The organism is Planococcus sp. RAB007_Raresut, assembly GCF_057369535.1.
The window spans coordinates 103160-117572 of record NZ_JBXYIF010000001.1; the positions used below are offsets into that span (position 1 = coordinate 103160).

The window sequence follows — 14413 nt, forward strand, 5'->3', positions numbered from 1 at the left end:
CTTGCGAGGACAAGTCTTTGCGACGAAGCAGCGTAGCGATGCAGGAGCACATCTTTGCCCTTCGCCGCCTGCTGCTTCATTCTGGTTCTGTTTACAATTACAGTACCACTTCACATCATGAATTGAGAATTTAAGTCCTCCCCATTATAGAAAGTGATCTGAGATATGGAGCAAAACAGCGAAGACTCCCAGGTGAGTAAGCGAAGTGTTGAGATCCACTCGGGCGAAGTGAAACGAGCCCGAGTTAGCTCAGCGCGAGCCACCAGGAAAGCGGAGCTGTTTTGCGGAATATCGATTTTTATTTTTATCCCGACTGAATCACAAGATGCAAGGTCCGTTTCAGCAAACGAAGCGTCTGGTCAACGAAATGCTCTAGTGAATCCGCACTCACGGATTTATTGCCATACATCATGCGGTAGAAAGCGGCCTGCTCTTCTGTGATCGGTTCACTGGTGAGAAAAAGATGGAGCAGCTCGACCCCCTCTTTCTTCGCTTCACTTACAGCATTCGCCGTATCCACTACCCCGTTCTCGGCATAATTATAAGCTGACGGCTCACCGTCCGAGAATACCAGAACGAAGCGATGCTTCTCGCGCCGGCGCTTGATCCGGTCAGTCATCCATCTTATCGCAAAACCATCCCGGTTATCTTCATGCGCTTCGAACGATACAATTTCCTGCGCATGGTCGCGCATGCCATCTTCGAATTTATGCATCCATTCAAAATAGTTCGGCTGCTCACTGTCACTCGCCTCAAACGCGTCTTCGTAAAACAGCACAATTTCATGAGCTATGCCTAGACCGCGAAGCACGTCATGGAAAAGCAGCACAGCCTGCTTGGTTTCATCCAGCTTATCAACCATGGATGCGGATCCGTCAATCAGCAGACAAAACACGGCATCCAATTCCTTGGAAGGTGCAGATTTCCGGTAAAAAGGCTTAGGACGCTCTTCAAGTGCAAGCGGCAGCAGATTTTTGGATAGCCTTCCCGCATTTAAATTTGTACGGTAATCCTGATGGCGCTGAGTAATCCGTTTCTTCAATTCCTTCAGCAGGGACCGGACATAAGGGGCCTGTTGTCTGCGCCAGTCAGCAATCAGCAGGCTATGGTCAACATGCGCCAACAGCCGCTGTTCATGATAAACCACTTGTTCATTGGCGCGGCCGAATTTGCCGGCTGCCCGTTTCGGACCACTTTCCATATCCCTGTCATCTTCATCATTATCTTCCAAATGGTCACCACTGGAATCTCCCCTGCCGGTCTGCTGGACTTCATCTGCGCCCGCTTCTTCCCGTCCGCCGGTAGCCGATTGTGACTCCCCTTTTTCGAGTTCAAATTCCATGGCGGAGGAATCCGTCAATTCTGTTTCGCGATGCCAGGTATTGAACCATTCCTCGATTGTTTCAATTTCTTCCTGTTCTTCCGCTTTTTCAGCTTCAATTCCTTCATGGTAATGAAACGGAGGAGCTTTATCCGCAGCATCGCCGAAAGTGTAATAAGTATGGACCATGTCATTGCTCAGCAAGTATTCCAGACGCCCTGTCATACGCTCTACAATTGCACTTGAATCAGCAGTCGACTTTGCGTCAAACATCTCTTTCCAAATCAGCAGTACAGCTCCCCACGGGTCACCCATTTCAGTTTCAATATCCCGCAGGCTCAAGTATGCCGCATTTAGAAAAGCATCCGCTAAAAAGCCTCGTTTCAGATTTTGATTGAACTGATCCTGATGATATTCGCGGTATACCTCTTCGCGTACAGCAAATGCCGCTGCTGTTCCTGGCCGTTCTTTGATTATCTTCTCTGATAGCCTGAACTCTTCAGCACACAGCAGCAGCTGTCGCCTCAATGAAGTGACAGGGGTTTGTACGGCTATAAAATTCTTCCATGCCGACAAATTGAAATTCCTCCAAAAACCTGCGCTCAGCAAATAAATATCCGACAGGTATCCATGCTGCTCCGCAAATTTCGATCGATGCCGCCAGAATACACTGACAGAAACCGACGACTCCGTTGGCCGAAATTCAATCAATTTGCGGGTCGTCACCTTTAGATAAGGTGCATCAGCCAACGCGCCCGCCAGCATTTCCATCCGGTACAGCATCTTCGTATCGATTGTTTCATTATTGAATTGGATAAAACGATTGACTGACGCCATCCCACTCACCTACTTTTTCCAAGTATTGGCCAAGTCCATGAACAGCTCCCGCTCACTTTCATCTTCGAGCTTTTGCGCAATGGCATAATTGACGGCTCGGATCGGATCCATATGTTCAGCCAGCGCAGTCGCATCCAGTAAACTGCGGATTGACGCTGCTTCTTCTGACAGCAGCCCATTTTCGACCTGCTTCATCAGATCTTCTGCGAGATTCAGCATAAATTCTTTCAATTTGGCTTCAGCGTCCGGAAATTCCCGGTCCCATAACTCAGAAAGCTGCTGACCCGTGAGGTAAGGAATCGGGTACGCAATAAAGCGGTTTTTCAATGCCTCGTTCATCGGCGCCGTCCCGATATAGCCTTCATTGATCGCTGCAATTACACCGAAGTCGGGATGCGCTTCAATCACTTCGCCCGTAAACGGATTTGTCATCATGCGGCGGTGGTCAAGCGCTGAATGCAGAATCGGCAAAGTTTCCGCCTTGGCCATATTGATTTCATCTATATAAAGAAGATGCCCCTTTTTCATGGCTGTCACTACTGGCCCTTCGATAAATTCAATCTGGCTGTGGCCATCCCGCTGCACTAATGTTTTAAAACCAAGCAGCGCCTCAGCGTCAAGATCCACCGAACTGTTGATGCTCTGCATCGGCTGTCCAAACACTGCTGAAATCGATTCAGCCATGCGGGTTTTCCCAGCTCCGGTCGGTCCTTTCAAAAGAACCGGTTTGCGCAAGACGACTGCAGCCATTACATCCTGCCAAAGGTTTGCATCCGGTGAGATATAGCCGCCTGTACCGATCAATTTTTCATACCCTTCATGTTTCCTGCTTTTTCGTTCGCTTATTTCTTTCTCAATAAAAACCATAAACAACCCTCTTTCCATAGAAAAAACCGATGTGTATGCATCGGCTTTTGTCATTTTCATCTTTTATTCGAAATAAGTTTTATAGAACCCGCCAATTTTGCCTGTGTTATCCACAACAAAAATAAATTCGTCGGTTTCATTTTTCACTTCATAAGTTTTGCCGGCTGTCAGCACATTCGACACCAAAAATTTCGCGGCGTCTGTGTGCTTGCAAGTCACCGTGCGTATCGTTTCTTTTGTTAACCATTCGTTGTGAATCACAGTCCTCATCCTTTTCCGTATGTCTATGTATTTAGTATAAGGATAACAGCTTCATTTTTCAAATCGATATGTTTTTCCGGCCTTACTTGCTCGCTTTTCGTGCCTTGTAAAAATAGCGGCCCAGCAATAACACAATTACTGCAACCGACAATGAAACTAAAAATCCCTGCAAATGATTCAGGATGGAATTGTAGGCATAAGGGAAAGTGCGGCCCAGATTAAAATAAACCATCATCCAGACGAATCCAGCTGTATAAGCGTAAAATACGTATTTTAAGAACGGATATTTATTTGCGCCGACAACATACGGCATCGCCCAGCGTATGCCCGGCAGGAAAAAGCTAAATGAAATAGCAATCTCCCCGCGCTTTTGCAAAAATCCGGAAAAATTCTCGATGGGTGTTCGCAATTTTGTTCTGCTCAAACGGTCCAGCAGCTTTTGGCCGAAGAATCGTCCGATGAAATAAGCGAATGTATTACTGGTGATCAGTCCGAGATATGCCGAGATAAATGCATACACCGGCTTGAAATAGCTGATTTCAGTCAGGACGCCGGAAAAAGCGGCAGCCACTTCGTTGGGAATCGGCATACCGAATAATAACAGCCAATTGAAGATGAACATGCTGATATAGCCGTATTCTTTCACTAACTCCATAAAAAATGACAAATCCATCCCATTCGACCGCCTTTTGGCTCTTCTTCTTTAATCATGACAAAAATTTGGAAACCCTGCAACGCAGAACCCCCAGAAGCTTAAATTTATCAAAGCTCGGACAGGAAATTGTTAATCTTTAAGTTACAGTGAGTTTATCGGACAAATTCTAATAAATAACATGAAGATGGATGAACTTTATTGTTGCTAAATGAGAACTAAGAATTTTTATAAATAATTTTTCTTTAAAATGAATATCGCTTGAGAAAACCTCGAAAGATATGGAGCAAAACAGCGAAGACTCCCATGAAAGCGAAGCTGTTTTGTGGAATATCGTCTATCTAGTAATTTTTCTTAATTATAAATATTAAAAACCGCCCACCAGCATCTGCCGGTGGGCGGTTTGAATTGATTTTATCAGCCTTGAAGCAATAGATCTTCAGGATTTTCGATCAAGTCTTTGACCATTTTCAGGAAGCCAACAGAATCGCTTCCGTCGATTACGCGGTGGTCATAAGAAAGAGCCACGTACATCATCGGACGGATTTCGATATTGTCGCCAACAGCGATTGGACGTTTTTGGATTGTGTGCATTCCAAGAATACCGACTTGCGTACCGTTAAGGATTGGCGTCGACATCAATGAACCGAACACACCGCCGTTAGTGATAGTGAATGAACCGCCTGTCATATCAGCGATCGAAAGTTTCTTATCGCGTGCTTTTGTTGCAAGCTCGCCGATAGAAGCTTCGATTTCCGCGAAGTTCTTCTTGTCAGTATCGCGGACGATAGGAACAACTAGTCCTTCTTCTGTAGAAACGGCAATCCCGACATCATAGAATTGTTTCAGCAATACATCAGTGCCATCAAGTTCAGCATTCACGTAAGGATATTTTTTCAATGCAGCAGTTACTGCTTTTGTGAAGAATGACATAAAGCCAAGTTTCACATCATTGTTTTTAAGGAAATCATCTTTTTTACGGCTGCGCAGAGCCATAACGTTTGTCATATCGATTTCGTTGAAAGTAGTCAGCATCGCTGTTGACTGCTTCACTTCAAGCAAACGTTTAGCGATTGTCTGACGGCGTCTCGACATTTTTTCACGGACAATACGGCCGCTTTCTTCGTCAGAAGATGCTCCAGATGCAGCAGCTTTAGGCGCTTCCGTTTTAGCCGGTGCGCTCTCAGCCGGTTTAGATGAATGAGCTTCAACGTCCTGTACACGTACACGGCCCATTGGGTCTACTGGTGAAATCGCTGCAAGGTCGATGCCTTTTTCACGTGCCAGTTTGCGCGCTGCAGGGCTGGCGATTGTGCGGTCGGAAGAAGATTGCTCTTCAGCAGCCGGTGCTTCTTCAACTGCTTCCTGTGTTGCCGGAGCAGATGTTTCAGCTGGTACACCAGTTGATTTGGTTTCTTCCTCTTTTTGTTCAGCTGGCTCAGATGCTGCAGCTTCGCCGGAACCTTCTCCAACGATTGCAATTACCTGGCCGACTTCAACTGTGTCGCCTTCAGCAGCCATAAGCTCCTGAACTACGCCAGCTTCTTCGGAAATAACTTCAACGTTTACTTTATCTGTTTCAAGCTCAACGATGAATTCACCTTTTTCAACTGTATCGCCTGGCTGTTTCAGCCATTGTGCGATCGTTCCTTCTGTAATCGATTCTGCTAATTCTGGTACTTTGATTTCTGCCACAAAAAATTCCTCCTTAGATTATGCTCAAGATTTAGCTAATGCTTCATCAATGATGCGTGCCTGTTCCACTTTATGCGTTTCTCCGTCGCCTTCAGCCGGGCTTGAACGAACGACGCGGCCATAATAATTTATATCAATGCCATCTGCGATTTCACGAAGCTTCGGTTCTGCAAATGACCATGATCCCATATTTTTCGGTTCTTCCTGAACCCATGCCAATTCTTTAAGCTTCGGATAACGCTTAATGATTGCCTGGATTTTCTCGGAAGGGAAAGGATAAAGCTGCTCGACACGGACAATATGTGTATCCGGATATTCAGAACCATCTTTCACGCGGTCTGCGAGGTCGATGGCCATCTTGCCGCTGGCAAATAGAAGACGTTCCACTTTTTTCGTGTTCTGTCCCATCCCCGGCTGCTCGATGATTGTCTGGAAGTTGCCTTCTGTCAGATCTTCGACATCTGCTCCAACCAATGGATGACGCAATAGGGATTTAGGTGAAACGATAATCAATGGACGAATCGACTCTTCTCCAAGCATCTTCGCTTGTCTGCGGAGAATATGGAAGTAGTTGGCCGCACTTGAAAGGTTCGCTACTGTCCAGTTGTTTTCACCTGCATTTTGAAGATAGCGCTCTAAACGTGCACTCGAATGCTCAGGTCCTTGTCCTTCATAAGCATGCGGAAGCAGCATAACCAATCCGGATTTTTGGCCCCATTTAGCGCGGGCTGCAGAAATGAACTGATCGAACATCATCTGTGCCATGTTGGCAAAATCGCCGTATTGGGCTTCCCAGATAACCAGGGCTTTATCGTTTTCAACGTTATAGCCATATTCAAAGCCGACAACAGATGCTTCACTAAGTGGGCTGTTGTATACAACGAATGATGCTTTTGCATCGGAAATATGATGAAGCGGCACAAGCTCGTTGCCGTTCTTTTCATCATGCAGTACAAGATGGCGGTGAGCAAATGTTCCGCGCTGTGCATCCTGGCCGGATAAGCGAATTGGATTGCCTTCTTGAAGAATCGAGCCGAATGCCAATGTTTCCGCATGTGCCCAGTCGATTTTGCCTTTGCCGTTGAATGGATCTTCACGGCGTTTCAGGATTCGGGCAAGCTTGCCGAATGCAGAGAAATCACTTGGCCATGACAGCAGATCTTCATTCATCTTCGTAAGTACATCTTTATCGACGCCTGTAGGAACTTCAGGGAATCCTTGCATAACAGCTTCAGGTATTACTACCTCATGCGCATCACCCGATTTGTTTTCTTTGACACGGTCGTATGCTTTTTGCATTTCGGCAAGAATATCGCTGTCCAGTTTTTTCACTTCATCTTCTGAAAGCACTTTGCTGGAAGACAATTTTTCACCATAGATTTCACGGACTGTGCCATGTTCATGGATGCCATGGTACATCTTAGGATTTGTAACGAGCGGCTCATCCATTTCGTTATGGCCGTAACGGCGGTAGCCGATCAGGTCGATCAAAATGTCCTTGCCGAATTTTTGGCGATATTCAAATGCCAAGCGCGCCACAGCAATTACTTCTTCCGGTTCATCCGCATTGACATGGATGACAGGTACTTCGTAGCCTTTTGCCGGGTCGGAAGAATAATGAGTCGATCTTGAATCATATTGTTCAGTAGTAAAACCGATCAGGTTATTTGCGATGATGTGAATTGAACCGCCAGTTTGATATCCGCGGATACGGCTAAAGTTCAATGTTTCTGTAACGACTCCCTGTCCCGGGAACGCTGCATCACCATGAACCATGATGGCATATGCTTTATTGACATCGATTGGCGCCAATCCGCTTTGCTGAGTGAGTTCCTGTGCAGCACGGGTCTGTCCTGCAACTACCGGGCTCACGATTTCAAGGTGGGATGGGTTATAGGCCAATTTGATATTGGTGCCCTTCGGTGATGTAAAAGCAGCACCCATATGGTACTTAACATCGCCGAACCAGCCTTTAGTGATCTGCAAAGAACCATCTTCAGGGAGGAATGCTTCATCGCCGACATGCGCAAATCCGGCAAACATCATTTCATATGGTTTGTTCAAAATATGTGTAAGCACATTTAAACGACCGCGATGCGCCATCCCGATCATGATATTTTCTGTGTCGGCTGTTTCGGATAGACGGACAAGTTCATCCATCAATACGACCAGTGTATCGACACCTTCAATTGAAAAGCGTTTTTGGCCGACAAATGTGCGGTGAACGAATTTTTCAAAACCTTCAACACGCGTCAACAGTTCAAGAACTTGTTTTTTCTTATCCGCATCAAGCGATGGTTTGACTTCACCTGACTCGATTTTGGATTGGAGCCAGCTGCGCTCCTGTGGCTGAACGATATGAGAAAATTCAAAAGCCACTTTGTCTGTGTAAAGCGATTTTAAATATTCGATGGCAGCAAGACCATCTTTAACATCCGCAGGTGCATTTTCCAACAATAATGAAACTGGAACTTCTTTCAAATCCTGTTCCGTTAGTCCATACGTTGATGGCTCAAAACGTTCCGTTTCACGGGGCTGATCTTTCAAAGGATAAATATCCGATGCCAGATGACCGTGAGCTCGAATCGATTCAGCCAATTGGATAGCGCCGAGGACTTTACCGAATTTATCGGATTTCACTTCAGCTGTTGCTGCCGGCTGTTGTTCAGCGCTTGGCTCAACAGGAGGTCCGTATTGCTTGAATAGCTCAGCGAATTCCGGATCGATTGATTCCGGGGAGTCCTGATAAATGTCATACATTTCCATAACATACCCAAGGTTTGGACCTGAAATGGAACTCCATGGGGATTTCGAATCTGAATAATTGCTAGACATAAAAAAACCTCCAACTATTTTGCCTTAAAGGCAGTCCTATAAATACATATGTCTTCCATATTTTATCACGCAAACCGCTATACACAAAGCAGAAGGCGTTCAACCCATTGAAGAACAATTTTCCATATCAATCTTACTACTTCCATTAGAAAAAACAATGCTTTTGAGTGAAATTATTCACATAACGAAATGTTAAGCGCTTACAAATTGAAATCAACGATAAAAATGGAAATTAATGTTTGGCATCCGTATTGTTTTCATAAAACCTAACCTGATTTCTGCCGGATTTTTTCGACTCGTAAAGAGCTGAATCCGCCAATTTTACCAGATCCTCAAAATTATCCGCATCCTTAGGATAAAAGGCTATGCCGACTGATGCAGTCGGAGCGAAGTGATGGCCGTCGATGGTCCAGCCTTCTGCCAGTTTTTGATGGATTCTATTTATCAGGTTCTTAATTTGCATTCCCGCTTTTTCGGAATTTATGCCTGCCGCAGCTATTATAAACTCATCGCCGCCAATTCTGGCCGCCATATCCCCTGCTCTGATGCTTTGTGTCAGAGCTTGGCCAAAGCAAGCAATAAACTCATCACCTATATTATGTCCGAAATTATCATTGACCGATTTGAAGTCATCTCCATCGATATACAGTAAAGCTATTAAACTCTGGTCTTGATCAGCGCCTCTTTCAAGCAGATCAAATTCCTGCATCATCAGCCGACGGTTCGGCAAGCGGGTCAGAGTATCATGATAAGCCATGAAATGTAATTTCTCTTCAAGCTGTTTCCTGTCTGTAATATCAAACATGATCGCCAGGACTTGATAAATGATTCCTGCCTCATTTTTCAGTGGGATGATCGTTGTATCTACCCAGAAGAAATCGCCGTTCTTTTTCAGGCTTTTCATTTCACCGCGCCAGATAGTCCCTCTGAATATGATGTCCCGGATATTGTCATAAACAGCATCCGGAATGACTGCCCTGCCTATGTCAGCGATCTGCATCCCTAAAAGTTCTTCTTTTTCATAACCCGTTGTTCCTTTGAAGTTGTCATTTGCAAAAATAATGGTACCGGATGGTTTCCATATCGTGACCATCGCCGCATAATTCAAGGCATCCTTATAACTGTCGAGTATGTTTTCAGTCTTTTTCAACTCTTCTTTCAGTTGAACCTCATCCGTCAATTCCCGATAAACGATCTGATAGGCGCGAATGTCTTCCCCAATTTTCACAGGAGAAAAGCTGACCGAAAATTTCCCTTCTCCGCCTTCTTTCATTTTGGCACTGGTAATAAAAGAGGAACTGCCTTTTCCGAAATTTTCTTTCCACAATTCGGAAATGACTCTCTTAGTGAACTTCTCGCTATTGGACGGAAGATCCATAAAAGATTTTCCGACGCATTGCAGTTTCATAACGCTGAATATCTTCTCATACGCCGGGTTCATATCAATCACCATGAAATCTGAAGAAATCATGATCATCGGGTCGACCGAGTTTTGCACAAGTGATTGATAGAAAAGGTAATCCTCTTCTATCTTTTTCAGTTTGCTTACATTTTTTGAAATCGCCAGTAAAAATAATTCACCTTCGAAATTGAATTTTGTGATTTCAGTTTCGTTGGCGACGTTATTTTTACTGAAAAGATTGTAATCCCGGTAGCGATGAATTCCATCCATCGATTCCGCAATCAGGTATTGTTTTTTAATTTCATCCGTTACGGAATCAGGCATACTCTCATCGACTGTTTTGCCGGTCAGCTCCTGTTCGAATGTACTGGAGCATAGGGCATTTACATATTCATATATGTAGCCATTCTCCATTTTGCGCATGAAAAAAACCAGGTCTTCAGCATTTCCGTATAACAGATCCAATTGTTCCTTCGTAAAAGGGCCGTGCATAGAATCACTCTTTTCTTTAGGCAAATCGCTCGACAACTACAGAAATTTCATCAATGAATTTTTCATATAGACGTTGTTCATCAAGGGTTATAGAGGATGCAAATTCGCTGTCGGGCGTGTCTTCCGCCCATACGAAATCATGGACTGAAATTCTGGTCGCGTTGCCTGTCAGCAATAAATCAAAGTCATACCCGTTTTTATTGACAGTGCATTTCACCATGCCTCCGGGATTATAGACCGCCACTTCGCCGAAAGGCACCATGCCCGACATGCAGCTGATCAGAGCTGAAGCCGTCATTGCTGTACCGCAGGCGTTGGTGAAGCCGACACCGCGTTCATAAGTGCGCACAAAAATGCCTTGCTCAAGATGTGTCACGTAACTGACATTCACGCCATCAGTGAAATAATCATTCTCACCATTGAATTTTTCCGCCCATCTTTTCTGATGTTCTGGCGACTTTTGAATTTCTTCCGGAACAATACCGATTAAATGGGGATTCGGTACCGCAACTGCGGAAAACATGATTTCTTCGGATATTTCCGGTATCGCCTGTTGGATCAATGTTGCCTGATTTCCGTATTCCATCGGCAAATCTTTCAGCTCGAAGGAAACCGGAGAGATCTGAACTGAATAAGTCTCGATTCCATCCATTAAAGTCCCTTCTCTTCTCACTGCCAAATCGGCTTTCATTGTTTCAATCACTGCATCTTTAATGCCTTGCTTCTCACAGACATAACGCGCCACGCAGCGAAGCCCATTGCCGCACATCGATGCTTCCGACCCGTCGCGGTTGAATACACGCATCTTTGCGTGAGCCGACTTTGAAGGCAGAATGACCAGCAATCCGTCAACTCCACGATCCATCTCACAGAGCTGCATTGCCAGTCTGTGATAATCGTCTCTTTCCTCGCCGTCAATCATGTAGAACGTATTCATCGATCCATGGACTTTTTCCAAAGTTACTTTCATATCTTTCACTCCAATATCAGCGTTTCTTTGTATGTGCTACGACTAACTTCGCCATTTCATATGCTGTTTTAGGAGGTTCAGCCTCCGTCATTTTTTCAATCAGCAGCTCTTCATCCGCTTTCAGCTGGTCCAAAGCTTTCATAAACTGCTCAGGGTTTGCCTCTTCTTCTTCGAGAACCAGCGCAAAGCCGTTTTTACGGAACAACTCCGCATTTAATATTTGATCGCCCCGGCTTTTTTGCCTGGACAGGGGAATCAGCAGCATCGGCTTCTTCAGCGCCAAAAATTCAAAGATTGAATTGGATCCTGCGCGCGATACCACAAAGTCAGTCATATGCAGAAGATGCGACAATTCATGTGTAACATATTCAAATTGGCAATATTGCTCGATGCCTTCAAGCTTTTCATCGATATTCCCTTTCCCGCAAAGATGGATGACATTGAATGTCTGCATAATAACTTGCAGATTGGAACGGATGGCCGTATTGATCACTTCGGATCCCTGGCTCCCGCCCATCACCATAAGTACAGGAAGGTCATTATCGAAATGGCAGATTTCCCGCCCTTTCGCTGCAGAGCCGTCCATCAATTCACTGCGGATAACCGATCCGGTGCATGTGGATTTCTCTTTCGGGACATGTTGCATCGTTTCTTTAAATACTGTGAAGATATGGTCGGCAAAAGGCATCGCTATCTTATTCGCCAGACCTGGTGTGACATCGGATTCATGGATGATGACCGGGATGCCCATTAATTTCCCTGCCATTGCTACCGGTACAGACACGAAGCCGCCTTTTGAGAATATGGCAGCGGGTTTTGTCTTCCGGATGATATTCATTGATTGCCCAAGGCCGGCAACTACTTTGAATGGATCCGTGAAGTTTTTCATCGAAAAGTACCTTCTTAATTTACCGCTTGAAATTGAGTGATATTTTATATCGGGGTAAGAGTCGGTGATCAATTCTTTTTCGATGCCGTCTTTTGATCCGATGTATTCGACATCGTAATCCATACCGGTTATTTCAGGTATCAATGCCTGATTCAATGAAACATGGCCGGCAGTTCCACCGCCAGTCAGTATAATTGTGCGTTTATGCATTCTAAAATCCTACTTTCATCTTTTGATTTGTCTGATTGATTCAATTTTGTGCAAATTTATATCGAGGGTTTATATGCTATACTTGTCTTAATTTGCCCTAAGGCTATAGTATTTCAGGAGGATGGACGATGTACGAAACAAAGACCAAAGCTGAGAAATTAAAATTATTGATAAAAATTGTTTTTCCGATATTAGTTACACAAGTTGCTATGTATCTTGTGACATTTTTTAACATTTACATGACAGCACGATATGGCACAGATGACCTGGCCGGAGTTTCCATCGGATCGTCATTTTGGGTTCCGGTTTATATCGGACTCGCCGGAATTTTAATGTCCATTACTCCAATTGTAGCACAATTGATGGGAGCCAAGAAAAAAGAAAGTGTCAAAGAAGCCGTGCAGCAAGGGATTTATCTTGCAATTCTGCTCGCTGGGATTGTCTTTCTGTTCTTCTTCTTTTTCATCGACACTCTACTCGGATTTATGGAACTGGAACCTGCTGTCGCGGATGTGGCAAGCAGATACATATTTGCCATGAGTTTGGGCCTCATCCCATTATTCGTCTACAATGCACTGCGTTCTTATATCGATGCGTTGGGTGCAACCCGCGTCACGATGGTAATCACATTATTGTCTGCACCAATCAATGTTTTCTTCAACTACCTGTTCATCTTCGGAAACTTCGGATTTCCGGAACTTGGAGGTGCAGGAGCCGGCCTTGCTTCAGCAATCACTTACTGGCTGGTGCTAGTAATTGCTTCAGTAATCATCCATACCCAAAACCCTTTTTCGGGCTATCGCATCTTCCGCAATTGGGAGAAAATCTCTCTTACTCGGTGGAAAGAGATCAGCAGGATTGGAGTACCAATCGGCATCTCCATCTTTGCAGAGACCAGCATATTCTCCGCAGTGACGTTCATGCTTGCTGTATACGGAACAATCACCATAGCTGCACATCAAATAGCTTTGAACTTCACCTCCCTTCTTTACATGCTGCCGCTCAGCATTTCGATGGGGGCAACTATTCTTGTGGGATATGAAGTCGGGGCTGCACGCTATAAAGATGCGCGCCAATACAGCTGGCTCGGAGTCGGAACGGCTATATTAATCAGTTTTGTTTCAGCGGGTATTTTGTTCTTCCTGCGCGAACCGATTGCAGAACTGTATTCTTCAGATCCCGCCGTTATCGAGCTTGCCGTTCAATTCCTGGTATTCGCTGCATTATTCCAGCTATCGGATGCAGTCCAGGCACCAGTGCAAGGTGCGCTGCGCGGTTATAAAGACGTTAACATCACTTTCATCATGGCCTTGATCTCTTACTGGGTGATTGGCCTGCCGGTAGGTTATTTACTTGCCAGATTCACCGATTACGGCGCCTTCGGTTATTGGATCGGATTGATTGCAGGACTGACTGCGGGAGCCATCACATTATCCATCAGGCTGCTTATCATACAAAAGAAATTCAGAATGAGCCAGCTGAATTGAGGATTGAATTATACAATTTCATGAAATAAAAATAACCGCCCTGGATTACGGGCGGTTATTTCTTTCGCTGTCGAGAAACATCATCTTCTTTAATCACTTCGCTGCAAATCTTTTAATGTCTCGAAGCTAGCGAAGCGATGCAGAGACAGGCGGACGCGTTCCGCAGGGAGCTGCCTGAGCATCCTCGTCGCTTTGAAAACCTTGTGCTCCTGCAGCGCTCTGCGCTTCGTCGCAAAGGTTCGACCGAATGCTGTTCGGTCAAACCTTGCCTGCGGGGTCTCAGGACTCGCTCTGTTTCCTGCAGGAAAGACATTGGCCGAAGCTTGCGAGGACAAGTCTTTGCGACGAAGCAGCGCAGCGATGCAGGAGCACATCTTTGCCCTTCGCCGCCTACTGCTACATTCTATTTCCATAGAAATGTGTAATTAATTTTCTCACAAAACCAAATTATTTTGATTCTATCTTTATTGAAAGCGATTCTGAGATATGGAGCAA

10 protein-coding genes are annotated in these 14413 nt (G+C 45.0%); 1 reads left to right on the plus strand and 9 read right to left on the minus strand.

Annotation, left to right across the window (positions count from 1 at the left end; genetic code table 11):
* Positions 1–304: 304 nt before the first annotated feature.
* The 9 genes from AC2Q9J_RS00485 to murG form a co-directional block, all read right to left on the minus strand.
* Positions 305–2158, minus strand: a complete 1854-nt coding sequence (locus AC2Q9J_RS00485; RefSeq protein WP_499036364.1) for a vWA domain-containing protein — start codon at positions 2156–2158, stop codon at positions 305–307.
* A 9-nt stretch (positions 2159–2167) separates the two neighbouring features.
* Entirely contained in the window at positions 2168–3025 is an 858-nt protein-coding gene (locus tag AC2Q9J_RS00490; protein WP_499036366.1) for an ATP-binding protein, read from the minus strand.
* A gap of 63 nt (positions 3026–3088) precedes the next feature.
* The gene (locus AC2Q9J_RS00495) at positions 3089–3286 is read right to left on the minus strand and encodes a DUF6501 family protein (protein WP_499036368.1); all 198 of its coding nucleotides are present in this window, start codon (positions 3284–3286) and stop codon (positions 3089–3091) included.
* An 82-nt stretch (positions 3287–3368) separates the two neighbouring features.
* Entirely contained in the window at positions 3369–3959 is a 591-nt protein-coding gene (locus AC2Q9J_RS00500) for a DedA family protein (protein WP_499036369.1), read from the minus strand.
* Positions 3960–4355: 396 nt separating this feature from the next.
* Positions 4356–5633, minus strand: coding sequence for a 2-oxoglutarate dehydrogenase complex dihydrolipoyllysine-residue succinyltransferase (gene odhB / locus AC2Q9J_RS00505; protein WP_499036371.1), 1278 nt, complete (start codon positions 5631–5633; stop codon positions 4356–4358).
* A gap of 24 nt (positions 5634–5657) precedes the next feature.
* The gene (locus AC2Q9J_RS00510; RefSeq protein WP_499036373.1) at positions 5658–8468 is read right to left on the minus strand and encodes a 2-oxoglutarate dehydrogenase E1 component; all 2811 of its coding nucleotides are present in this window, start codon (positions 8466–8468) and stop codon (positions 5658–5660) included.
* A gap of 232 nt (positions 8469–8700) precedes the next feature.
* The gene (locus AC2Q9J_RS00515) at positions 8701–10362 is read right to left on the minus strand and encodes a sensor domain-containing protein (RefSeq protein ID WP_499036375.1); all 1662 of its coding nucleotides are present in this window, start codon (positions 10360–10362) and stop codon (positions 8701–8703) included.
* A gap of 16 nt (positions 10363–10378) precedes the next feature.
* Positions 10379–11332 carry a diaminopimelate epimerase gene (gene dapF / locus AC2Q9J_RS00520; protein ID WP_499036376.1) on the minus strand — a complete coding sequence of 318 codons (954 nt, stop codon included), beginning with the start codon at positions 11330–11332 and terminating at the stop codon, positions 10379–10381.
* Between the two features lie 16 nt (positions 11333–11348).
* The gene (gene murG / locus AC2Q9J_RS00525) at positions 11349–12431 is read right to left on the minus strand and encodes an undecaprenyldiphospho-muramoylpentapeptide beta-N-acetylglucosaminyltransferase (protein ID WP_499036378.1); all 1083 of its coding nucleotides are present in this window, start codon (positions 12429–12431) and stop codon (positions 11349–11351) included.
* Positions 12432–12559: 128 nt separating this feature from the next.
* On the opposite strand from murG, the gene AC2Q9J_RS00530 reads away from it, so the two are divergent.
* Positions 12560–13918: an MATE family efflux transporter gene (locus AC2Q9J_RS00530; protein WP_499036380.1), complete on the plus strand. Its 1359-nt coding sequence runs from the start codon at positions 12560–12562 to the stop codon at positions 13916–13918.
* Positions 13919–14413 lie beyond the last annotated feature (495 nt).